This is a genomic window from Candidatus Lokiarchaeum ossiferum, assembly GCA_025839675.1.
Classification (GTDB): Archaea; Asgardarchaeota; Lokiarchaeia; order Sigyniarchaeales; family Promethearchaeaceae; genus Lokiarchaeum; species Lokiarchaeum ossiferum.
Map to the genome: position 1 here is coordinate 2,766,267 of CP104013.1, position 24,728 is coordinate 2,790,994.

The following is a 24,728-nucleotide window of genomic DNA, read 5'->3' on the forward strand; positions in this document are numbered from 1 at the left end:
AAAAAAGAGTAATAGATTCACATTACTTTAACTTAATTTCGCTTTCGCATTTTCATTGTTTGAATAGCAGCTACAATGATTAGACCTGCGAATATTGAGAATCCAAAACCACTCCATGGAATACCTCCGGAGCTACTTCCAGTAGATTTCAAACCTAAGTATAATCGTTGTTTTAATGCATATTTGTTGATACTATAGGAAGTTTGAGGATCTTGCCAATAATTATCTGCAGAAGGCCAGTTTTCCCAATTTTCAGTGTTGGTTAAGTACCAAAATCCATTAACATGTGAGACAATAGTTGGTTTTTCTTTAGCGAGTATTTCTTGCATGTTTGACATGTAAGTTGCTCGATCTTCAGGAGCAGCTTGTGCATATGCAGTATAGTTTCCAGCAAAATCTGCACTTTCCCACCAAGAAGCATTATTCCATGGACGTGAGTATTCACCTTGCCATCCACTCATAATAGTGAAGGGGTTTTCTCCAATTTCAGGAGTACAACATTGCATGATCATATCAAAATCGCCTTCTTCGTCTTTTACAATCCAAACATTATCAAAATCGACTTCTTTCTTAACAGTTGTAATACCTAAAGCAGACATATCTGCAGCCCACATTGCAGTTGCAATTACTACATCAGTCCAACCAGCAGGAACTAAGATTTCATAATCATCAACAGCTACTTGGAATCCAGTCATTTCAGGAATCATATCTGTTTCAGCGCCTAATTCACCTTGATATTCAGCTGATACATTGGTATACCATGTTTCATCATTATAAGCAGAATATAGAGGTAAAGAAGTATTCAATTTGAAACAATGTTCATTCATTATTGCTAGAGCAGCGTCAAAATCATAATCAACACCATATTCTGCTTGAACATCAGCATCATATTCTGATAAATGGCTTGCAGATCTATTATCGATAACACCTTGTCGCGAACGACTCCAGTATCCACTAGCAGCAGCAGATGGAATTATATCGTAATTAATAGAGTAAGCAACCGCCTCCCGGAACCATAATTGATTGAAAGGAAACTTCAAATGATTTGGGGCAATTTCAACGGTCGAACCAAGTCCTAAATAGAATTCTTCAAAGCTTCTTCCAAACCATGTTTCCAAATGTTCATTTGCAGCTAAAGCAGTCCAGACACTTGCGTAATATCCAGAGTGTAAGTCAACTTCACCGGTCAATATTGCAGTATCGGCAGCTGTATTATCAGAATAGGCTCGAAGTGCAACATATTTTGCATCAGGTGTTCCATCATATTCAGGAATATCCATATGAATTTTTTCTGCACCCCACCAGTCTTCTCGGTAAACAAAAATTTCTTCTTGGGCAGTCATATCTCGAGAATATGGAACATAAGGACCAGAGGTAACTTTCCAATCTTCATTAAAAGTTGCATCATGCCAATCATTAGTAAATTCAGAAGTTTCTAAAGCGCCAATATCAGTACTAGCGTTATAAAGCGAGTGGCAAATTTCAGTAAATACGTGTTGTGGAATAATTGGGATATCAGTGTGTAAATATTGTTCCATTTGGAAGTTATAATTGTTATTATCACTCATCGCAAAAACAACATCATTTCCAGAAACGGTGATACTATCCCAAAGATCAGACATTCCTTCCCAGCGAGATTGGGCAGCAGCTAGTTCGTAGCTGTACTTAACATCATTGGCATCAACAGCTTCTCCATCGGACCATTCAGCTTGATCAGTTACTGTGACTGTCAATTCACTTCCATCAGCATTCCAGCTGTAGGTGGTACCTAAAACTGGAATTAACTTATCGGTTGCGCCGTTGAATCCAAATAAGGGTTCATATACGAGAGCAATGCCGAATGATTGAGTAGGATCCCAAGGGTTCAAATTTTCGACAAAACTATCATATCCAGTACACCAAACAATTTCATTCCGTTCTGGAACAGCAGCAGTCGCGGAAGAGAATTGAATAGCCGTGGAGATGACAAATGTAAAAATTAGGAAGAACCCAATAGTTCTATTATTTTTTTTCATAATTGTTTCTCAACTCTTCATTTTTTTATAAAAAAAAGTATCTCATTAGATAAAAATCAACTACTTAGAGTACTCTTATTTTTTATTGATAGTAATTATTTAAAAAACTTACTACTTTTAGTAGTCGAAAAAAAAAGAAACAATATTACAATTTGGTATAATTGTTTAAATCGAGAAAAAATCCCTTTTTAGAAGAGATAGATTTATCGAAATTAGGTTTATTCCAAGCCCAAAGTTCAAGAATTATAAATACATTACTCCAAAATAATTATTTGAGAAAGAATAAATAGATTTCAAGACAATTTTCATGTTTTTAACCCCGAAATAGAAGTTATTTTACATTTTTATATTGAAAATATGACAGAAATCTTTTAAATAATCCAAAGATTATAAAGGATTTAATTAACTACTATAAATGGTAATGCTTGCATGCAATAATTACATCATTGCAACAAATTCTTTTTTAAATTTCACACAACCCAAGTTTAATATACAAGAAAATAACTGGAAAATGATTAGAAGTGGAACCAAATACGAAGAAAGATATAGAAGCCTTAGATGATCTAAAAAAATACTTGATATCTGCAAATATACAAGATGATGAAAATTGGCGAATCAGAACTTTACTAAATAGACTTGGTTTAACAAAATATGAAGCTGAGGCATATATAGGACTCGTTCAAGGAGGAACTTTAACTGTTAAACAACTTGTTCAAAAAACAGGAATTCCACAATCTCGGTCATATGATACACTTGGAAGTTTGGTCAAATATGGAATGGTAGAACAAACACCCCAGATTGAAAAAAAAGGAAAACAAGATAAACGATTTCGAGCAGTTGGACCGGATTTAGCAGTCCATAATTTATTCTCATATTTTACTTACATAAAAGATGAGGCCATTGCAGAATTACAAAAAATTGAAGCTAAGAAAAATAAAAAATCCCAAATCTGGGAGATTTTTGGTAAAAAGAATATCATAATGGCAGCCAAAAATCTGATAAAAGGTACTCAATTTGAAATTTTAATAATAGCAAATCTAAAAATGCTGAAAAGTCTAAAGGAAGAGCTACTGGAAGCAGAAAAGAGAGGTATAAATATTACTTGTATTACTGAACAACCCAAAAAGTCTGATCAAGAAGTTGAGATTAATTGGGGTGAGTTCTTCAGAATTGAAAAAATCATTCAAATACCCATGCCTTTCATTATAAATGATTACAAGAAAGCTCTTGTATGGGGACATGAAACATTCGAACAAGATGTCAGTAGTGATTATGTTGTTGCTCAATTTATTGAAGGACGAGAATGGGTTAGCACTTTAGCAGATAATTTTTTTATTACCCATTGGAATTTAGCTAAACCATTCTATCCTGAGAACCCAAAAGAAAATATGATATTTCCAAAAACATTTGTACATATCCAAACTGCATTAGATGGAGCCAAATACTTATTAAATAAAAAAATGATCCCATATGCTGATGTAGTTGGTACAAACTCGAAAAAAATGAGTATTTCTGTTTCTGGAGAGATTGTTGATATCAAGGAAGATTGGAATGAGGGAATATCAACAATTATAATAAGACCTAATGATAGTAAGAAGGATGTACAAGTCACAGTTGGGGGAAAATATGCAGCTTTTGAAGATATCAGAATGGAAAAAATCACAATCAATACCATGAAAGAGAGAAACTAAATTTTGGGCAATATTCAATCTTAATGAACAACTTCTACTTCTTTTTATATCATTTTTCTTTCTTTTCATAGATAGCTTAAAGTTACTTACCGATTATTTTTGTAAAGGCGCATTCGATCTATTTGCAATTAATTTGGCAGCAATCTGCGCATCAAATCTACAAAAAAAGAATTTTCATGTACAATTTAACTGATTTCAATTTTAAAAGTGATAAGAAATGGACCACTTAATAATTAAGTTTTTACAATTTCACAATACATATGCAGAATTTGTAATGAAGTGAATATATGAATAAGCAGGACTATATGAAAAAATATCCAGTGTCTCTAATTGATCTCATTTTAACCCCAATTATTATGAAAGGTTATAATCCAATTCTAAAAGATCTTCCACCTCCGGGAATATATCACATTCGGGATTTATGTTCATTCGGAGGTTATTCATATTCAGCAATCCAAACTGCAATGTCTCGCGCAAAGAAAAAAGGAGAAATAATGGAATATATTGACGATATCGGTGTAAAGCGGTACAAATTGTGTAGAATGTATCAAAATATTGGCGAAATTGCTAGAAAAAGTTATGAGGATTCGGATGATTTTACTATGATCATTTTTTCATTTAGAACCAATGATGAAATTCAAAGAAGAAAAGCAAGAAAAATTCTCAATTTATTTGGATTTCGATATTTTACTAAAAATGTGTATATCAGAAAGAAGATATTGGAAAAACCATTCATGGACACTATAAAAACGGAAGGATTGGAGCAAAATGTTTTTCTCTTCCACTGTGAGGATCCACATTCAGAATTTTTCAAACAAAAATTACTCAAACAAGTTCATATGAAGGAAGCGGTACAAAGAACTATTGATTATAAAAAAAATATGGAAGAATTTCTTTCCGCTGATTTGAATGGAAGAGAATATTCTAGGCGGTACTTTTATAATGGACCAAATCATAATAAAATCTGTTTTGACGAAGAACCTCCAGTTCCAGAATCGTACTTTCCTCATCAATATCCCATGAAAGAACTTAAACAATCAATTACTTCAATTTCTGAGAATAGAATTAATGATATAATAGAATATTATTTGGAAATTGAGAATAAATATAAAAAAAATAATTAGCAGATAATATTCAAACCTTTTTTTCCCATACAAACGTTTGGAAATTAAACTAAATGGAAATGGAGATTGAAACACCATGGAAAATAAGAAAGAATTAAAAAACACAAAAAAAAAAAAAGTTGTAATTATTGGTGCGGGAGTTGCAGGTTTAGCATCGGGAATTTATGCAAAAAAAAATGGATTTGATGCAGAAATCTATGAGGCTCATTCAAAACCAGGTGGATTATGTACAAGCTGGAAACGAGGAGGATATATTTTTGAAACCATGCATTGGTTAGTGGGTACAAAGAAAGGGAATTTTTGGAATAAAATTTTTACTGAAGTAGGAGCATTTCAAAATTTAGAAATGAAAACGTATGATGAGTATATTCGATATTGTTTTCCAGATAAGGATGATATAATTTTCTATACAGATATTGATAAACTTCATGATCACTTTATGAAAATTGCTCCAGAAGATAAAAAAGAGATAAATAAATTCTGTAAAACCGTTAAAAAATTAGTCAATTTCAACTATATACCTGAAAAACCACGTCAACAGATGAATTTTTTAGATAATGTGAAGTCTGCATTCAAAATCTTACCATTCTTGAAAATTCTCTCATCTTGTATGAAGATATCATTGAATGAATACTCCAAACGATTTAAAAATCAGCAATTACGACGAGCATTCAAGAATATTTTTCTAAATGATGAGACATCAGTATTTGGTTTCTTCTATATCTTAGCAATGTTCCATAAAGGAACTAATGGTTATCCAATTGGAGGTTCCCTAGAAGTTATAAGGAATATGGAAAAAACATATTTGAATCTTGGAGGAAATATTAATTATAACTCACCTGTTAAAAAAATCCTTCATAATGCGGGAAATGTATCTTCTATAGTGCTAGAAAATGGAAAGGAGATTTTCGGAGATTTTTTCATTTCATCAGGAGATCTATTTGTGGCTTTGGAGTCAATGTTGGGAATCAAATCTGAAAATTCACCATACAAAGATCTATTTTTGGAAAAAAATATGTGTAAACCTTGTTTTCAGGTATCTTTGGGGGTTAATCACAATTTTATAAATAAAACTAACAGCGTTTACAGATATCTTCCCTTGAAAGAAACGATAAAAATAGCAGGGCATGAATTTGATATCTTAGAAACACATCAAAATTTTGGTTTACCATTTGCACCAAAGAATAGGTCAAACCTTGTGATTTCCTATAATCATTACTCAGAATTTGAATCATGGTTTGAATTTGCTGAAGATAGAGAGAAATACTCAACACAAAAAAAAGAAATTTTGGCAATCACAATTAAGGCATTAGAAGAACATTATCCAGGTATTTCTAATAATATTGAAACCACTGATGTCGCAACACCCAAAACTTTCCAAAGATACACACAATCATGGAATGGAACATTCAATTCATGGCATCCGACCCCGAAAAATGCAAGATCAATGATGAAACAACGTCCTTATCAATTAAGGGAGTTTCAAAATCTCTATTTTGCTGGAAGATATATATTTCCTCCAGGTGGAATTCCTCCAAGTGTGAAAACTGGACGTGATGTTTTGCAATTGATTTGTAAAAAGGAAAAAAAAATATTCAAAGCGGATTAATGAAAGTTTACAATTTTCGAAGATTATCGAATGTAAGTTTTAGTCCTTTTTTCTATTGTATTTTACTTTTCACATAAATAACCCAAAATTTACGGAGGTTTAATTCCTAAATCTTCAGCAAATCGTAATAAATAGCCATCTGGATCTTGTACGAGAAACTCTTTATTTCCCAATAGAAGATCATCTTGTCTATACCAATTTTCTTTGGGTTCAACAAATAGAGGATAATTGTTTTTTTTCAGATTGTCTAAAATCGGTTTAATACTCTCAACTTCAATTTGAAAATTGATCCCCCTTCCAAAGGGATGCAATAATTCCCCAGTTACCCAGCAATCATTGATTTCTTCAACCATTAACTGGCTTCCTTGAAAAGAAATCATGGCAAATTTAGATTCATCACGTTTATACTCAATCTTGAATCGGAGGATATCGATATAAAAGTGTAAACAACTTTTAAAATTAGAAACACTCAGTTCAGGAATTAATTTGTTGAATCTCATGATAATACTAGTGAATGTCAAGTATAAATCTTTTTTCCCTGCATAAATCCCAAAGATGTTAAAAAAAAGGTAAGGATTTGAATCAATGGGATAAAAAGTTTAAAAAAGCAGAGAGAAAGCTTTTTGCATCACCTTTCCAATTAGGAGGCAAGAAAATTTTGTTCCAATTATCTCCAGTTTGATCCCCTGTGAGAACTGGGAAAACTTGATCGAGTAATTCGATATTAGGAAGAGAATCGGAAATTTGACCTTTCATCGCTTTGGTAACTTCTTCACCAGTATAACAATTGAAGACAGCAGCTTTTCGGATAGTGGATGAATGTTCAATTTTACCTAATTTCTTGACATATTTAATAAGAGTACTCGTAGGTTTTCCAAAATGCGTGGGACCTCCCACCATGATCGCTTCCGGTTGGAAAGTATTTATGGCAGATGCTTTAGTTTTAGTCGTTCTAAATAATTGAGTTTCATGACCAGCTGTGCGTCCTTCTGTTGCCAAAAATTCAGCGATTTTTTTCGTATTGCCGAATTTACTATCATATAAAATTGCAATTTTCATTGGTTCTTCCCTATCTAAATGAATTTTTTTTTCACTTATAGTTTTCTTCTTGCGTCTTTGAACTCCTTCGAATTCCAAGATGAGGAAACTTTATTTTGTGTGGTAATATATCGAATTCAGAGTGTCACCAGATCATAAGATACCAAATGAAGTGCTTGAGTGGTTGTTAGAACCCTCTAATCCATCGGTACGCTATCGAACGATGTTAGAATTACTCGATTATTCGCCAAAGGATCCCGAAATTCAGCAAACCTACAAGGAGATTCTGAATTGGAAACCCGTCTTGAAAATTAAAAAGGCAATGCATCCAGAGGGTTATTGGACCGTCAAAGTAGAGAAAGGCAATATTATTGGTAAAGGTACGGAATATCGGACGTTCAATACCACACATTGGGTATTAGGATATCTTGCAGAATACGGACTTACGCGAAAAGAAGACTTTGTTAACATTGCTAGCAATCGCTATTTAAATCTTCAAAAAGATGATGGGGATTTCTGGCAACATTTATCTTGTCTTTACGGTTTAAATCTTCACACATTTTCAAAACTGGGTTTTAATTCTGATCCTCGAATTCAGAAAACCATTGAGTTAGTTACATCCTCAATTAGACATGATAATGGCTATTTATGTGATCTTAATGAGAGAAAAAAGAAACCTAAAGGAAGAGAAATCAAGAGTTGTTTTAGGGGGACGCTCAAAGTGTTATTTGGACTTTCTGAGTTTTCATCATTGTGGGATCAATTATATGCAAAAAAACTTATAGATTACTTCTTAAACCGTGAACTTATTTTTAAAAGGAATAAACCGACCGAATTAGTGGTAAAAAATGCGGAATTATTGGTTTTTCCCTTCACTTATCGAGAGGGATTATTGGAAACTCTATATCCCCTTCTTAAAATGGGGTATGGAAATCACCCCAAATGTGTACGAGCTTGGGAACTCTTTGAATCTAAGAAATTGCCTGATGGACGGTTTCCTTTAGAATGGAATCCGACAAATAAATTCCTTCGACCCGGGACTCGGGGAGAACCCAATAAATGGGTTACTTTCTATGCTTATCTCCTATATAAGTTAAAGGAAACATAATAGAAATCTCAAAATCCAAAAAAAATTTATGAACTTACTTCTTCATTGTTGGATCAGACAGCCTTCCCATGAATAGGATGAGTCCAGTAGATTTTTCTTGGATAAGGAAAATAAATGGATGATCTGCTTCAAAACTGGGAGTAGCACACTTAAATCCCCCAATTACCGCAGTAGCTGCCGCGGCTTCAGCTCCTTTTTCATCAACTTTGATATAAGCTTGATGAATAACCTTTGTAATCAAAAGTCGAGGATCCAAATTCATTTTTGAAAAATTTGCATCGTCAGTGAATGCTGTTGGCATCCCTAAATCTTCAAGAGTGTTTTGCATGTCATATCGGGTTTCAAACTCAAATTTTGGCAGAGAAATAGAACTCAATTTAGCTTCATGCAAGTTGTAATTATATTCTATTAGTTTTTCATTGGACAACGAGGATTCAATCAAATCCATATTAGAGTTTGGTAACAGAATGATCATTGAAAATTTCTCCCCCAGATATGGCAACTCAAGAATTTGAAGATTATCAAGATGAGAGTAATTAAAATTTTGATTTGTTCCAGGGTCCAGTTGCATCATAGGAGCTATTACTTTTTTTCCTACCGCCAATGTGAAATCCTTGTCTTGTGTATCTGCTTTATCAAACTCATTGAGCCAATTCCCTTTAAAAAATATCGCATTAGTTAAGACAAATTTAGTCAAGCTAACAATGTCCCCTTTTTGAAGCAAATCGTTGATTTTTCCGTTTGTTTGCTCGTCGATAAATTGATTGATGGTTTGTCTCGATTTTTCAGTTTGTTTTTTAAAATCGAGGTTTGCTGCTTTGGCTCCATAATATTGTTCTATGCGATTTGAAAAATCCTTGAAGAATGGAAAGTCATGTTGTGCCCATAAGGCATTTCCCATTCTCAGATTTTCTTGGCCCTTATCTTGATTTAATTTATTATAAACTGCGGCATAGTTTGGAACTAGCTCATTGTTATTTGAAAGATGTAATACTGATAATAATTCTTCTTCTGTTTTTCCAGAAGCCCCTTCATAAGTCATGGCTAAGGCGGAAAAAATACTAAAGGGAGAAAAAAAGAGGTTATTTTCATTGGATTCTGCGAATTGTAAATATAAATCGCATGCAAACTGATTACTCGCATCTACTATCGCTTGCATCCCCGGTTGTGTGGATCCAGTATCATTCAGTTTTGGGGGCTGTTTTGGTTGATATGGAAAATTGAATAAAAATAATGTAGTGGTTAGAGTAACTCCAAGAAGAATGGCTGATGTAATTGTTAGATTTTTTTTATTCATAAAAATAACCTGTTAGGAATATTATGGGAAATTTGCTTAGGGACGTGAGATAAATTCTATAGCACTCGTTATAACATCAAAATAAGACTGTATTTAAAAAAAGTGAGGTAATAAATTCGAACGGTTTATTACCCAACAATTATTTGACTTTTTCTTATTTTTCATGATAGTTCTTTATTTTAATAAGTATAGACGCAATTCCCAAAGCCGAAATTATAAGAATTGTTCCCGATGTATATCCAGGAATATCAATAATGCTTATTTCATCAGAATCATCGGATTTTTCACCATCTGTTGTATCGTCGTTTTCTTCATTCTTGATATCAACTTTATGGGAAGTCTCAGCTTTAAGTCCAACATGATCATAGGCAACAGCGGTAATATTATGAACACCATTGCTATAAGCGGTAGTATCTAGAAAATAATAAACGATAGGATAAGGTTTAGTTAACATCATTTCGTCATGTATTTGCACTCCATCCATGTAAATTTGAACCCTATCGAGTGCAATATTATCATCCGCTTCAACCTTGATAGGAATCTTTCCAGAAACACCGGCACCATCTGCGGGATCAAGAATTTTAACAGTCGGAGGAATTCGATCTGCAGGAGCTTCTTCACCTTCATCCAAAAAGGTAACCCGACTTCTAACAACATCAGAAATTACCCCTTTATCGTTGCGAACATAAGCACAAATTTGATACTCTCCAGTTTCACGCATTGGGATTTCAAAGCTTTTATCCAATCGATTTATGTCAAGGGCTATTGTTCCATGCTCTCCATCATCCATCACTATCCCATGGTTTCCATCATCCATAACTTGTTGGACCGCAGGTAAATAATCTTCCAAAAGAGAATGAACTCCTTTTTCATCGGCAACTTCTGCTTGCTGATTTATAAGTTCAGATGGATCCCAATTCGGCGGTATGAACTTGATTATCGCCTCGCTAATTTGGACATCCTTTGATAATTCAAGTTCTAAAACATATTTAAATTCCCAAATGTTGATATATTGCCATTTTGGGAGATATAACCGAAAAGGAGGCATACAAGAAACAAAATTTCCGATAATAATGTTCAAAGCGTCGTCTCCATCCCCCCCGTTAGGTAAATACCCAGAAGCATCGGTTTCATGAGGCACAGAATCATGATTGTCATCAATCCATGGGAACTGACTTGTAGCATGCCCAGAAGCTACCACAAATGCTCGTGCATCTTCAAATGCCCTACCAATAGTTCTACATTTTGCTACAGAAGACCAAAAGCCTTCTGAAAAAGTCGCCCAATTATGACTCGGATTAACCGAAGAGCCATGATCTTGATCGGTTGCCGTTAAGATAATGCGGTTTTCTTGACTTAAATTATCAATAAAGGATCCAGAATGGCAAGCTTCATAAACAATAATATTTCGATTACATCCAGTAGCAGTTTCTAGGTCATCAAGTTCACTGTCTAAATGGGAAGCGGAAAGATCCGTTCCAGGTATGCACATAACATCGACGCCTCCATGGTCAAAAATATACATCCCAAGTCCTTTGGTCTCATCAACTTTTCCAGCCGCCCAAGTCCCAATCGCATAGTCAATATTCACAAGAGTAGTCACATCATCATTGTAGAGCGATTGGGAATATCCATCTACTTCGGGCGCAAGATAGTAGATATCATCAGCACTAACTCCTAAACCAGTCAGTGTATTATGTACTTGTTCGCACCCATAAATTATATAGTTCAACTTATCGTGATCACTTCGATCACCAGCAATAATTATCCAAGCCCCTAAATTCGCATAGGGTGATGATTGTGGAGATTTAGAGTTTTGGGGATCTTCTGATGCCACTGCAGAGTAATTAAATGAAATAAAAGCATTCAAAACAAACAATGACACAAGAAAATAAAATGCAAAATGATTTCTTTTGATGTTCATAAGAATCACTATATTACATATTTTGTATCTGATTAATAATTGTGTCGTATATTTTACATTATGGATATATTGTTTTTTTTTTTCTAAAAAATCTATATTTACATTAAAAGAATTTTAAACACATAGGTCGAATACTAACCTATTTTTGACGATTTTCATATCAAAATAATAATATATTCAAATTATGGGAAGAAACAATAAATTACAACATTTTTACCATTACTTTGAAAACATTGAAAATAACCTAAAGAATTTAAATGGAGTTAATTATATTGCAAAGTATGGGCACTCCAAATTCAGTAGAAGATTGGAAAAAAATTCGAGAAGATGCCAATGCAGGACTTATGGCAAAATCAAATTTGAATATTAAACGTTTTTTTAATTTGGATACCAAAGCATACCATGACGGGGCACTCCCGGCAAAAACTAAGGAATTATTAGGACTTGTTGCATCCATGGTTCTACGATGTGATGATTGTATCACTTACCATATTATTCAATCTGTTTTAGCAGGGGTAACGGATGAAGAATTATACGAAACCTTTAATGTTGCTTTGATAGTTGGAGGATCAATTGTAATACCGCACTTGCGAAGAGCTGCAACTCGTCTAGAAGAATGCAGAGAACTTGAAAAGACAGATCCAAAACTTCTTTCATTAGATTCAACCGAATAATCACACATATGAACAAAAATGTTGATTTTTTGCCCTTTTTTCATCTGTTTGTTAAATTTATCAGCCACAAGTATCTACAATTTCATTAAATTGATTTTTACTGAAGGCAGGTTTTAATTTTTCTTTAAAAAGGTATTTTATTTTAGACCTACGCAGTGATTTAAACAATTCATTGTATTTCTTAACAAATTCATCATTCCAAAATTTCTCAATCAGAGTTGGGTCTCTGCTGTAATTCTCAATATTTTCTTCAGTGCAAAGTAATCCCACACGACTGATCATAGTTTCAACAAAATCGGGATTGATCTCAGTCACATACAAAATGCACTTTACTTTTTTGATATTTACATTGAAAGTAAGATATAGATAAACACAATCCTCTTCAAAAAATAGCTTGTCGCTAACAATCTTAGACTTATCCTTATTTGAGGTTTCTAAAATCTTTGTATCTCCAATTCCTTCGGTTAATGCTTGATATTTCCGAATATCAGCATTGATTGATTCTAAAGTGGGGGCTGACATCTCTATAAAATTCATAGATTTTGACGATTTTTATAAAGGGAGACCGATACTATTTTTTAAAATTTTGAAAAATCTATCTAGAAACTTTTTAATTAACATTTCTGCTAATGAAAATATGGAAGAAACATGGAAACCGAAACCTATTGATTTGGGACTCTCACTTGTTATAGCTATCGCATTCCCATTTATTGCACAATACTTATATTCGAAAACTGGGGCCTTAATCCCAATGATTCTATACTATAGCCTTGCTTGGGGGATTTCAAAATGGCGTCGTGGTTCGACAGGTTATTTTAATGCTTTCAAAACTAAATACCCCAAGATGTTTTTGGTCAATGTAGGAGTTATCATTGCAAGTTTGATTTGTGCCTACTTTGCGCGCATTGTTGATGATGATCCAAATATCACGGGAGTTATCCTAACAGCTCTCATTTGGGCAACGATCAATGCTGCATCGGAACAACTGCTCTGGATTTATATCTTTGAATCTTGGGACCTGTATCTTCCCTGGACTGAAGAAACCAAAAAGAGAAACTGGGTTTACCGTATCATTGGTCTTCTTATCTTTTCAGCTTTTGTAGGTTCCATTCACACGCTGTATTGGGTTAATTTTCTACATACAGTTGATTCAACACAAATTTTTGGAATTATCTTTGTTTTACTCACAACCGTCTCAGGATTTTTACATCTGATAGTTTGGCGAAAAGGCAATCAAATGATATTTACCTTCATTCCTCATTTTATGTTAAATCTTATACCATTATTCTGGACAGGGTATTCAATTATTCCTTATCTCTTTAATTAAACTCAAAATAATTACAGTTAGTGTGTTTTTTTATTTTTATTTTTACTGCTAAATTTTATCCCCAAATCACACAAAAAAAACTCTTTCTATTAAAGCAAATTCCTTTAGCCATACGGTGATTTTCAAGATTATCTTGAATATCAATTTGTGATTTGCAATCATGTTTTTAATTGCAAAGCCAAATTAATGGCTTTATATGGCTGATTTCTTCCAAAAAAATATCGTCACTACTATAACATTCCACAGTTCTAAACCTCAGAAAATGATATTCTTATGAACTTTAAGGATTTTGGGATTAAAATATTAAAATTTTTTACAAGGAAAGCTCCTTTCTTAGAAAAATTTAATGAATTCAGGGAGATAATGAACTAAAATTTTTTCCAATCTAAACAGAAAGCACAAAAATATGCAATATCTAACGATTTGTGAGAAAATCGATGTCTTGATCAAATGGGAAAAGAATTGATTAAAATTAAAAAGAAAATTAGGAAGAAAAAATATGCAGATTCAAATTTTAATTCTATATATTGCTAATTACTCAGATTTTTTTGTTTTATGATGATTATCGCTTTCTGCGGCTTGTTGTCGGGCAAGGATATCATTGATGCGAATTTCAGCAATATCACCACAAATATTACACACTCGTCTGATAGGGATCAAATACTCGGTATCGGGATGATTTTCAAAGATCAATTGTTTGATTTCAATTGAATATTCTTTAATATCCCGAGTTAAAGAGAAGAATTTCAAAGAATCTTTACGCCAATAGTAATCTTGAATAGTATGATAGTATTGAACCATCCCATGGAGATGTTTAAGAACAAAAGGTCGATCTTCTATAGGCTGCATTTTTAGCAATTTAGCTAGTTTGGTGATGTGATCCCCAATCCGTTCAATTAATCGAGTATTTTCACTATAGTGTAAACATTCCACCGATGATACATTGATAAACCGGCCCAAGGTTGGATAGGTTAAAATTTGATGAACGTATCGTTCAATTGCATACCGATGTTCATCAATTTGATTATCTTGTTCAATTAACTCATCAACCATATCTTCTACTTCCTCAATAATGGAGTCTTCTTCTACCATTTCGACAAAATTGCCCATTAACAACCCTACTTTGTTGAGAAGTTGTTTACTCATAACTCGCAAATCAATTTCATCTAAGTGCTCTTCTACCACAATTTGAGTCTCACTTTCAGAGATAACAACCATCCCATACAGTTTTCGGGTCATTTTATGGATTCTATTCTTAACCTTCAAGGGAATTTTAGTACGCTTTTTAAGAATAATTGTATGATAACCTATAATATAAGCAGTCAAATACAGATTAAACAGATAATCTATATATTCTTCCTTAGAACAATCGTCAGGACGTTCCATATCAATGTCCAGATCAATTGTATAGGAAGTTTCCATTTCCAGTGCCTTGGAATTGGAACGAATTAAAAGTGAATCGTCGGCAAGTTGCTTTAAAAATATACGTTTATCTTCTGCAACACCATATTTTTTACACCAGCTTTTTGGGAGGTAGATGTAATAGCTTCCCTTCACTTCTTGAACTTTTTTTTGTTCAAACTGATCAAATTCGCTTAATGCCATTATGTTATTCCTCTATTATCTGATTTTAATAATTACCATATGGTTAAAAAGATGATCTACATGATTAGGAAAAGTGGGTAAAAAAAAACATATGGAATCACTATTAAAATGGAACTTTTACTTAGATTTCAAAAATGGGAATATTCCAACTATTTTTTTCGGGCATAACATTGTAAAATTTACCCGATATGCGTAATTTGGCAACATCCTCATCGGAAACTCCGTGCCAATGCCCCCAAAAGATCCCAATAATATCTTGTTTTTTCCCATTTAATTGCTCAAAGAATATCTTGGGAGTTTTAGGTTGACCATGATGACACACCAAAATAGGCATAGCGGACTTATTATGGCGTTTTTTCTGGATTTGTGCCACTTTCTTGAGAAAAATTTCTATCATAGTCTCTCGATGTTCCTTCCAAGTAGTATTATCTAATTCCTTATTGTGATATGGAAAGCCATAGATATAGAAATTTTGAATTAAAATTCCAGAATTTCGGAGTAAATGCATGTTACTTCCTATTTCAAAACGATTTTTATGTGAAGAATTGCGAGGAAGTAATTCAATAACTTTATTCGCTTGAAATTCGGTCAGTTTGTAATGAACAATGAGAAAATCTGCATAATGCGTTAAATTCACAAATGCTTCACCATTTTTAGAATAAACACATGTTTCAAACCAAGGATCATGATTACCCTCAATCAATATTAAGGGAATCTCGCTATGCAGCCATTGACGCATTGCCACAAGTTGAAAAATAAACATGTTGTAAAAATTCCATTGATTATTTGGGGGAATAATCGGTAAAGGAGCAAATTCTTTATAATCCCAATAGAAATCACCATCAATAATAAAGGCACCAATATTATTTGGCTGGAATTTTTTGATCTGTTCTTCTATGGACTCATAGAATGCATCGGTATATCCCGATTCAGAATAGAGAATGGTTTGTTGGGAAATATTTTTAGGAAAATGAAGATCGGATATGATGGCAATTTTCATAAGAAGTCAACAATTGGGTTAAAACAAATAAAAATAAGTTAGCATTAGAAAAAAGTAATTTCACTTTTGCATAAATGATAAAAAGAGTTTTTAAAAAAATGGGTCTTTCGATTGAAGAAATGCGAATTCAAAATCGTAAATTCAAGGCAATCTCCGCTGGTCCTAAACCTTTTCTCAAATGGGTTGGTGGCAAAAGACAGCTCTTAAAACAAATTGATCCGTTTTTACCTTCTACCTTCAATAAGTATATTGAACCATTTGTTGGGGGGGGTGCTTTATTTTTCTATCTCCTACCTGAAAATGCAATTCTAATTGATAATAATCCAGTATTAATTAATTGTTATCAAATGATCCAAAAAAAAATCGATCCCTTGATTGAAGCTCTTCGAGGACATAAAAATGAATCAGATTATTATTACTCAATTCGAAATGTCGATCGATTACCGGAGTTTAGTCAATGGACAGATGTTCAAAAAGCAGCTCGAATTATGTATATGAATAAATGCTGTTTTAATGGTCTCTATCGCGTAAATAGCAAGGGATTTTTTAATGTTCCTTTTGGAAAATATAAAAATCCCCGATTTTTAGATGAAGAAAATTTACGAGCCATTCATACAGTATTGCAAACAGTCACAATTCAAAATGGCTCCTTTACCAAGTCTCTTGATCATGCTAAAAAGAATGATTTCGTTTATTTTGATCCACCCTATTACCCTATAACTAAGACTGCGAATTTTACCAGCTATACAAAAGATAATTTTTCTGAACATGATCAAATTCATCTCGCAAAAATATTCAAAGAATTGGATAACCGAGGATGTAAGCTAATGTTGAGCAATTCTTACTGCGATTTTATTTTAGATCTTTATAAAGACTTCCACATTGAAAAAGTACATGCCAAACGAGCGATTAATAGCGATGCATCAAAACGTGGAGCAATAAAGGAAGTATTAGTAATGAATTACTGAGGGATCAAATCAAATTTACATTTCTGCACTATTAATTACGGTGACATCGGAAATGGATAAATTTTCAATGAAAGAATATTTAGGTTCAATTAAAGAATACACAATAGGATGATTTCGCTTGGGTTATTTGCTTTGATTTTTATTCCAATGGTGATCATAATAGGAATTGCAGCATCAACAATCTCGTTCACTTCTTGGAGTTTAGTCGTGCCCTTGTTGTTCGGTGGGTTTGGATTTGGCATATATGAAGCGTTATTTTTTGCGATTGTCTTAGATTTATTGAACGGAATTGTATTATCCGTCCGCTATGCCCAAATTAAGGAAGTTGATTTTAAGTTGGGTCTAATTTCAAGCATTCCAATGCTTATAGGAGCTTTCGGAGGATTCTTTCTATTACAAGAGAAAATTTTGGCTCACTCCGAAATTCTCAAAGGAGGGATTGGGTATTTAGTATTATTAGTAGCACTATTATTCTTATGGAAAGGAAAAAATGACACTAAATTGCAAAATATTGAAGAGAATAATAATGCAATGCTTGAAATCCAAACTGAAAACTCTGAAAGTTCGACTTTCTCGTTGAGATTACCCAAAAAGTGGGCAATCATTATTTTAATCATCGGATTAATCATTTCAGGGGCTTTAGGGGGTATTGTAGGAGCAGGATCAGGTATGAATTATGCTCTACTTTTCATGGTTTTTTTAAATCGAGATTTAATGCGCGCGACGGGTACGAGTAGTTTTATGATGGCAATTGTTATGATTGTAGCATTATTCTTGTTCATGCCTTTGGTGAATTTATCACAAGTATGGTCTTATCTGCTAATTGGCACCATTTTCACAGTTATTGGCACAAATGTTGGGTTGAAATATGCACTACAAATGTCCCGAGCAAAATTAAACTATATGGTGGGCTTTGCACTTTTAGGAACGGGAATTATAGCAATTATTCAAGCAATTGTCCTTTAAGCAAGATTTATAACACAAATATAAAAAATGTAAAATTTTCAAAAAATTTATTCTTTAGGTCGAGAATATCCTTTTCGCCATTCAGGAGCTTGTTCAACTGCTGCCCAATATTCGGTAATTTTACTAATAAGTTCATCTTTGAATTCATAAACAGAGGTAGCAAAATATCGATCTGGTTTATCTTTGTAAAAAACAGATACGATACTCACTCCACCCCCATTTTCAAATAACTCCACTTTTTGGGGAATTGTGCGCCATTTACCAGGATAATCACAATTTACTTTAATAAAAGCATCCCGTGAGGGAAAAATTTCATTAGAAGTTTCCCATATAGCTGTAAACTCTTCATGCAATAAAGGTCTCACCATTTCAAACTGTCGTTGATCAAAAAAAGACCACAAATCTCGAATTAATTTTTCTCGAAAATCCATAATAATTAACATTACGATTTCAAAACCTAATAAATTCCACCGCTAAGGATATTTTTAAATTAGTTTATGTTATTTCGTTTATGGCCAAAAAACGTTGCTGGGGAACAAAAAATGATTTAATGGGTCAGTATCATGATAATGAGTGGGGAATCCCACTACATGATGAAAAAGCACTCTTTGAACTCCTCATTTTGGAAGGAGCACAAGCAGGATTGAGTTGGAGCACAATTTTGAATAAACGGGAGAGTTATCGCCAAGCTTTTGATCATTTTGACTACAAAAAAATAGCAAAATATTCTCAAAAAAAAATTGAGGAACTGCTTCATAATCCTGGAATAATTCGAAATAAACTCAAAGTAAAGGCAGCAATAACGAATGCAAAGATATTTACGAAAATTCAAGAAGAATTCGGGAGTTTTGATAAGTACATTTGGAGTTATGTCAATGGAACACCCATCCAAAATAATTTGGAATCCTTTAGTGAAATGCCAGCTAAAACGGAACTTTCGGAGCAAATCAGCAAGGATATGAAGAAAAAAGGATTTAAATTCGTGGGTCCAACAATAATCTATTCATTTATGCAAGCCATTGGAATGGTTAATGATCATCTTACATATTGTTATCGCCATCAAGAATTAAAATAAAATTCTCTTCCAGACATTTTTATAGTAGTGCAAGAAAATTCATCTTGATGGTCAAAACAACAATTGAAAATAATTCGGTCCAAGCGACAATGGTAATGCCATTATGGGGACGGGCTAAATATAGTCGAAAATATCCCAATTTATTACTTGATCCATTAGTCCACGATATTTTTGATCGTTTAATGCAAGATTTTAACTTTGATTTATCGAAGGCTGAGAAATATTATGGAGACCGTGAGGAATATTTTGGCCTCATCTTTCTAGCACGAGCACGAAATTTTGATGATGCTCTCCAAAAATACTTACAAAAGTATCCCAAAGCCACAGTGATCAATTTGGGGGCAGGATTAGATACGGGATTTTCGCGAAATGATAATGGTCAACTCTTGTGGTATGATATTGATTTACCCAATATTATTGAACTTCGACGGAAATACATTCCTGAAACTGCGAGAAGCATTTGTATATCAAAATCGATTTTAGATTTTTCATGGATGACAGAGATCAAGTATAATTCTCAAAATGGAATTTTTTTCATTGCAGGTGGGCTTTTGATGTATTTCAAGGAAGAAGTAGTACAAAGGTTATTGATCTCCCTTTCTGAAAAATATCCTGGAGGAGAATTAATTTTTGATGGAACTTCAAAATTGGGTCTTAAAGTTGGGAATAAGCGTTCAATTAAAGCAGATAAAAGTGAAATGATATGGTACTTCTATCTCAAGAAACCCAATAAACAAATAAATCAGTGGTCACCGAAAATTAAAGTCATTGATTATTTTCCATATTGGGCTCGTACAAAACGAAATCCAATATGGGCAAAATCGACTATTAAGTTAATCAAAATTTCTACTTTTCTTAAATTGGGCTTAATTGCTCATATAAAATTTCTGAAATAGCAAGGTACCCCAATTAAATATCATATCCATTTTCATGGATATGTACTTTCTAATTTTTATTCTGAATTTATTTTTATAAATTCCTAAAAATGTAGACATATATACTAAAATAAATTATGTTCCAATAATACAGAAATAGAATCTTTTTAATTGGTGAAACAAATGGGCATAATAAATAATTATAATCATCGAAATTTTGTAAATGAATTACCTGTTGGAATCATGCTGGTTGATAAAGAGTTTAAAGTTTTCCAAATTAATGAAAAATTTACACAAATTACTTCCTTTTCAAAAGAAATCTTAGGAAAGAAATGTTATGATTTCTTCAAAACTGAAATGTGCAACACTGAAAAATGTCCTATAACAAAAGCAAAAAATGCTAAAAAAGCTATTGATGTCGAGGACCTTCGAATCGGAGATCAAACACTACAGATTGGGGGAGCTCCGTTGTTTAACGGACGAAATCAAATTATTGGGGGGATGGAAACTTTTACCGATGTGACTGCCCAACGAAATACCATTGGAGGTCTCCCTGTAGGTGTTATGACTGTAGATAATGATTATAAGGTTAAAATAATTAATCAGAAATTTATAGATATTACAGGTTTTACCGATGCAATAATTGGGAAAAAATGCTATGATTTTTTCAAAACTGACATGTGTCGGACTAATAACTGCCCAATTGAAAAAGCTAAACAAAAACGAAAGATAACTGATATGGTAGATTTAGCTACAGGAGGAAAAGTGATTCAGGTAGGCGGAGCCCCTCTTTTTGGAATTGGAAATGAAATCATTGGTGGAATGGAAACATTTCAAGATGTAACCGCGGTTCGTAGTTTAGTGAAGAACGTTCAGCAAATTGCCGGTGAAGTATCTTCTATGTCTTCACAAATAGCCGAATCAAGTAATCAAATAAACTTATCAGTTCAAGAAGTGACAGGGGGTACCCAAGAAGTTGCGAAAGGAGCCCAACATCAAACTCAATCAGTTAATGAAATTTCAACTGCAGTAGTTAAAGTGCAGACTGAGAGTAATGAAATCGTGAAAAAATCGGACAACCTAGCAGAACAAGGGGCCGAAGGACAAAGAATGGCGAGAAAAGGCCAAGAACTTACCGATGATTTAGTTCTCCAGATTACTGAAATTACAAATGGGGCAGAAAAAGTTGCTACAACAATGACATCCTTAGAAGCAAAGAGCAAAGAAATAAATAAAATCGTAGAAGTTATTGCGGGGATTGCCACGGAAACTAATTTGCTTGCATTGAATGCAGCCATTGAAGCAGCTCGTGCAGGAGATGCGGGGAAGGGATTTGCAGTGGTTGCAGAACAAGTACGGAAGCTCGCGGAAGATTCCAAACAAGCCGCAAATCAAATCAACGATTTGATCAAAGCAGTGCAATTTGAAGTAGGTGATGCAGTCACGGCCACGGATGATACAGTTAAATCCATCCAACGAGGAGAAATTGCTTTATCAGGTACAAAAGACCAGTTAGATCAACTTTTCAATGTGATTCATAAAACAAACTTAGGAATTAAGGATACTATTCAAAAGGTAACATCACAAGATAAGGATATCTCCAATATTGTTGACAATGTCGAAAAAATAAATGTAGTTATTGAGCAAAGTTCAGGTACTGCCCAAGAACTTTCATCATCCACAGAAGAAATGGCATCTACATTGGAAGAGATGAGTGCCGCCGCCGAAGAATTAAATGCTGCAGCGGAAAAACTATTTGAAGAAGTTAAACGAATTTAATATGACAATTTCCCTTTTTTAAAATTTCTCAAAATTTCTTGTTTAGGCGATGAGCTTCCATGGATTGAGTTTCATTAAAAAGCAAATTATAGTGTTCATCGAGCTTTAAGCAAGCAAGAACAGCAAAATCAAGCTTTTTCTTTAGAGAAGATGAAATTTTTAGAGATTTGGAATTCCGAGGCGTTTTATCAATAATTTCTTTCATAGAAGATTCTACTTTTTGAATATTTTTGGCTGGAATTAATCGAATATCGGGGATCTGAAATTTTTTTAGTTCATATACAAGCAATTGTAAATCCCCTTGACCCTCCCAGCGACCCATCATATGTGCTTGCCAATAAAAGAAGGTTGAATTACATACACCCAAATAAAAGAGAATATGGGTAGAATCATGAATAGATAACCCCCGCACCCCATCAGCCACAATACAACCAAGTTGATTCCAAATGGCTCGAAAATTTTTATCAATATGCCGCAAAAAGAGTATATCTGGCGAATCTTGATTTGATGGAGGAATTCGATACCAAGGTTTCCATTTAATAGAGGGTCTTTTCGGATAAGATTTCACTTGTTCACCATGGTGGATATAAGATTGTAAACCCGGAAATTGTTCTAAAATTATTGATTGAGGAATATTTAAAAATATACAATCAGATCGAGACACAATAAATGATTTTGGTAATGATCTTCCAGATTTAATACCTGGAACTAAGAATTGAGATTCAATATTGAAAGTATTTTGTGAAAAAGATGAAGGAAAGTAAAAATCATTTGCTCCAGTTTTAATTCCACCCACAACAGAAGTAATTTCTTGATTATGCATTGAAATTAAGGGAACTTTTTGTAGAACTTGAGCAAATTTACTTTGGAATAAATACTTCAAAGACCATTTTTCATCCGAAACTAGTTTATTTTGTGAAACAAAGGTTCTAAGGAGATTTTCTTGATTATTGAAAACATAACTTTGAGATTTTAGCTGCAATACTATGGAATCGGGTGTTTTGGAATAAACTATATCGTGAATAGATTTTCTTGAAGAATTATCAAGTAAGGATAAGAATTTTACGATATTTGAGTCACGTTCACGTTTACAAGAGCATTTTTGAGCAAGGATAATCACAGTAGAGACTTGAGCTTCTTGAAAAACATTTTTTGTAAATCCGATTAGAGCTAAAATTTTATAATTTGAAAGAAGAAATTCTTTAATATTCTCCCCATATTTTACATCCATCCATTTATTTGGTATAATAAAGCATATCATGCCATTTTCTCTTAAGAAATAGGTACTATACCATAAAAAAAAACCGTAATAATCGGTTTTAGCAGTGAGGGGAAGTTTAACTTTGGGAATTTGCCCAGAAAGCCGTTGTGATTGGTTTTGAATAGAGCGATAAGATGCAAACAAAGGTAAATTCTTGAGCATCAATTTTTTATTTGGGATTAGCTCTTGCTTAATATAAGGAGGATTTGCAAAGATAACATCGAATTTGTGAGGCATTTCTCGTGTTAAAAGTTTTCCTGAAGATAAATCTTTTGTCCTAACAATATACTTCTCCATTGGTCCCATTTGCATGAAATCTTCCAATAAAACACCAGCAACATGAGTAATTTGCGAGAGATCAAGGTAAGCTAATGTCATCATTGCTAAATGAGCGGGAAATTCATCAATTTCAACGCCCCAAATTTGATCAAGTAATTGGGTATGACTCAAGGATATAGAGCTTGCTTGTCCTAGTTTTTTTTTTTGATCATATGCTTTTCTGAGAAGTGTTCCACAGCCACAAGCAGGATCAAGAATAATATCATCCGGCTTTCGAATGCAAAGTTCAGCCATTAATTCAGCGATATCCCTAGGTGTATAAATTTGGCCTAATGCTTTCCTATTTTTGATGGGAATTAGTTTTTGAAAGAGTTCGGCGATAAAATCATCACTTAATTGAGTGATGTCAAAAGTTGTGAAATGATTGATAAATGTAATTAAACTTGATTCTAAACCCTCTGGAAATGTATAACCGCGATCCCAATTGTTTTCATGGAAAATAGGGGCAAATTCATATTCAGAACTCATCTGGGCAAAATTTTTTTGTAATTGAATCGAAAAAGGGACCAATAAGCTCGGATCATACAATTTAGAGATCGATCTTCCGAACTGGTGATAAATTTGAGACCGAATGACATAATAACTAAAAATTTTGTTCAAAATCAGATAAGTCGCTTGAATTGCATGTTTTTCAAGGATATCTTCATGAAACTCGGAGTTTTTGGTAGATTTCAGAGAAGCGGGAGATGTATTATTTTTTAAAAAGGCTTGAAAATGGAAATTAGTTTCTTTAAAAATTCGATGATAAAAATGCAAAAATTCTTCTTTATTAATTTGGGGAATACTCGCTAATTTTTCCCTCTGTATTTGAAAAGAGGATTTTACACTATTTTTCATCACCATTTTTTCAAAATCAACCCGTAGATCACTTGATAATAAAATCAGTGATCTTAATATCGTTCATAACATAACGATATGATCCAATAAGAGTTTTTAAAGTAAAAAAATATGCCGACAAAAAGCCCGAAGGTGAAAATAGGGAGAAAAAAAAGATCTTAATACACTCCCCGAAATTATTGTCGGTAAGCAAGGATCCTATACGGGTTAATACCT

Annotated in this window: 21 protein-coding genes; 11 read left to right on the forward strand and 10 right to left on the reverse strand. The window is 33.3% G+C overall.

The window, feature by feature from the left end; translation table 11 throughout:
* Window positions 1–32: 32 nt before the first annotated feature.
* Window positions 33–2,015, reverse strand: coding sequence for an ABC transporter substrate-binding protein (locus tag NEF87_RS11615; protein WP_457919942.1), 1,983 nt, complete (start codon window positions 2,013–2,015; stop codon window positions 33–35).
* A 521-nt stretch (window positions 2,016–2,536) separates the two neighbouring features.
* Here NEF87_RS11615 and NEF87_RS11620 point away from each other — a divergent pair.
* The 3 genes from NEF87_RS11620 (at window position 2,537) to NEF87_RS11630 (ending at window position 6,439) form a co-directional block, all read left to right on the forward strand.
* Complete coding sequence (locus NEF87_RS11620) at window positions 2,537–3,706, forward strand: TrmB family transcriptional regulator (protein WP_457919943.1); 1,170 nt, start codon at window positions 2,537–2,539, stop codon at window positions 3,704–3,706.
* A gap of 287 nt (window positions 3,707–3,993) precedes the next feature.
* Entirely contained in the window at window positions 3,994–4,830 is an 837-nt protein-coding gene (locus NEF87_RS11625; protein WP_457919944.1) for a hypothetical protein, read from the forward strand.
* Between the two features lie 76 nt (window positions 4,831–4,906).
* Window positions 4,907–6,439 (forward strand): phytoene desaturase family protein, encoded by a 1,533-nt coding sequence (locus NEF87_RS11630; RefSeq protein ID WP_457919945.1) that lies wholly within the window; start codon window positions 4,907–4,909, stop codon window positions 6,437–6,439.
* An 89-nt stretch (window positions 6,440–6,528) separates the two neighbouring features.
* Here NEF87_RS11630 and NEF87_RS11635 read toward each other — a convergent pair whose 3' ends face one another.
* Both NEF87_RS11635 and NEF87_RS11640 read right to left on the reverse strand, forming a co-directional pair.
* Window positions 6,529–6,939 carry a bleomycin resistance protein gene (locus NEF87_RS11635; protein ID WP_457919946.1) on the reverse strand — a complete coding sequence of 137 codons (411 nt, stop codon included), beginning with the start codon at window positions 6,937–6,939 and terminating at the stop codon, window positions 6,529–6,531.
* An 82-nt stretch (window positions 6,940–7,021) separates the two neighbouring features.
* Complete coding sequence (locus NEF87_RS11640; RefSeq protein WP_457919947.1) at window positions 7,022–7,498, reverse strand: flavodoxin domain-containing protein; 477 nt, start codon at window positions 7,496–7,498, stop codon at window positions 7,022–7,024.
* A gap of 121 nt (window positions 7,499–7,619) precedes the next feature.
* Between NEF87_RS11640 and NEF87_RS11645 the strand changes: the two genes are divergently transcribed.
* A complete protein-coding gene (locus tag NEF87_RS11645; protein ID WP_457919948.1) occupies window positions 7,620–8,585 on the forward strand; it encodes a hypothetical protein in 966 nt (321 codons plus the stop codon).
* 34 nt (window positions 8,586–8,619) lie between these two features.
* Here the strand turns inward: NEF87_RS11645 and NEF87_RS11650 are convergent, their stop codons facing one another.
* Together NEF87_RS11650 and NEF87_RS11655 are read right to left on the reverse strand one after the other, a co-directional pair.
* A complete protein-coding gene (locus NEF87_RS11650) occupies window positions 8,620–9,882 on the reverse strand; it encodes a serpin family protein (RefSeq protein ID WP_457919949.1) in 1,263 nt (420 codons plus the stop codon).
* Window positions 9,883–10,036: 154 nt separating this feature from the next.
* The gene (locus tag NEF87_RS11655; protein WP_457919950.1) at window positions 10,037–11,806 is read right to left on the reverse strand and encodes a C13 family peptidase; all 1,770 of its coding nucleotides are present in this window, start codon (window positions 11,804–11,806) and stop codon (window positions 10,037–10,039) included.
* Between the two features lie 281 nt (window positions 11,807–12,087).
* Between NEF87_RS11655 and NEF87_RS11660 the strand changes: the two genes are divergently transcribed.
* The gene (locus NEF87_RS11660) at window positions 12,088–12,480 is read left to right on the forward strand and encodes a carboxymuconolactone decarboxylase family protein (RefSeq protein ID WP_371806736.1); all 393 of its coding nucleotides are present in this window, start codon (window positions 12,088–12,090) and stop codon (window positions 12,478–12,480) included.
* Window positions 12,481–12,540: 60 nt separating this feature from the next.
* Here the strand turns inward: NEF87_RS11660 and NEF87_RS11665 are convergent, their stop codons facing one another.
* Entirely contained in the window at window positions 12,541–13,002 is a 462-nt protein-coding gene (locus NEF87_RS11665; protein ID WP_371806737.1) for a hypothetical protein, read from the reverse strand.
* Window positions 13,003–13,117: 115 nt separating this feature from the next.
* Here NEF87_RS11665 and NEF87_RS11670 point away from each other — a divergent pair, with 115 nt between their 5' ends.
* Window positions 13,118–13,807: a hypothetical protein gene (locus tag NEF87_RS11670; protein WP_457919951.1), complete on the forward strand. Its 690-nt coding sequence runs from the start codon at window positions 13,118–13,120 to the stop codon at window positions 13,805–13,807.
* A 534-nt stretch (window positions 13,808–14,341) separates the two neighbouring features.
* Here the strand turns inward: NEF87_RS11670 and NEF87_RS11675 are convergent.
* Both NEF87_RS11675 and NEF87_RS11680 read right to left on the reverse strand, forming a co-directional pair.
* Window positions 14,342–15,412 carry a PhoU domain-containing protein gene (locus NEF87_RS11675; protein WP_457919952.1) on the reverse strand — a complete coding sequence of 357 codons (1,071 nt, stop codon included), beginning with the start codon at window positions 15,410–15,412 and terminating at the stop codon, window positions 14,342–14,344.
* Between the two features lie 121 nt (window positions 15,413–15,533).
* On the reverse strand, window positions 15,534–16,412 hold the full coding sequence (locus NEF87_RS11680) for a metallophosphoesterase (protein ID WP_457919953.1): 879 nt from the start codon (window positions 16,410–16,412) through the stop codon (window positions 15,534–15,536).
* Window positions 16,413–16,510: 98 nt separating this feature from the next.
* On the opposite strand from NEF87_RS11680, the gene NEF87_RS11685 reads away from it, so the two are divergent.
* Window positions 16,511–17,380: a DNA adenine methylase gene (locus tag NEF87_RS11685; protein ID WP_457919954.1), complete on the forward strand. Its 870-nt coding sequence runs from the start codon at window positions 16,511–16,513 to the stop codon at window positions 17,378–17,380.
* Between the two features lie 108 nt (window positions 17,381–17,488).
* Window positions 17,489–18,346, forward strand: coding sequence for a TSUP family transporter (locus NEF87_RS11690; protein ID WP_457919955.1), 858 nt, complete (start codon window positions 17,489–17,491; stop codon window positions 18,344–18,346).
* 47 nt (window positions 18,347–18,393) lie between these two features.
* Here NEF87_RS11690 and NEF87_RS11695 read toward each other — a convergent pair whose 3' ends face one another.
* Window positions 18,394–18,777 (reverse strand): nuclear transport factor 2 family protein, encoded by a 384-nt coding sequence (locus NEF87_RS11695; RefSeq protein ID WP_457919956.1) that lies wholly within the window; start codon window positions 18,775–18,777, stop codon window positions 18,394–18,396.
* 80 nt (window positions 18,778–18,857) lie between these two features.
* On the opposite strand from NEF87_RS11695, the gene NEF87_RS11700 reads away from it, so the two are divergent.
* The 3 genes from NEF87_RS11700 (at window position 18,858) to NEF87_RS11710 (ending at window position 22,075) form a co-directional block, all read left to right on the forward strand.
* On the forward strand, window positions 18,858–19,421 hold the full coding sequence (locus tag NEF87_RS11700; RefSeq protein WP_457919957.1) for a DNA-3-methyladenine glycosylase I: 564 nt from the start codon (window positions 18,858–18,860) through the stop codon (window positions 19,419–19,421).
* A 47-nt stretch (window positions 19,422–19,468) separates the two neighbouring features.
* A complete protein-coding gene (locus NEF87_RS11705) occupies window positions 19,469–20,317 on the forward strand; it encodes a class I SAM-dependent methyltransferase (RefSeq protein WP_457919958.1) in 849 nt (282 codons plus the stop codon).
* A 162-nt stretch (window positions 20,318–20,479) separates the two neighbouring features.
* Complete coding sequence (locus NEF87_RS11710; protein ID WP_457919959.1) at window positions 20,480–22,075, forward strand: methyl-accepting chemotaxis protein; 1,596 nt, start codon at window positions 20,480–20,482, stop codon at window positions 22,073–22,075.
* Between the two features lie 28 nt (window positions 22,076–22,103).
* Here the strand turns inward: NEF87_RS11710 and NEF87_RS11715 are convergent, their stop codons facing one another.
* Complete coding sequence (locus NEF87_RS11715) at window positions 22,104–24,518, reverse strand: HsdM family class I SAM-dependent methyltransferase (protein ID WP_457919960.1); 2,415 nt, start codon at window positions 24,516–24,518, stop codon at window positions 22,104–22,106.
* Window positions 24,519–24,728 lie beyond the last annotated feature (210 nt).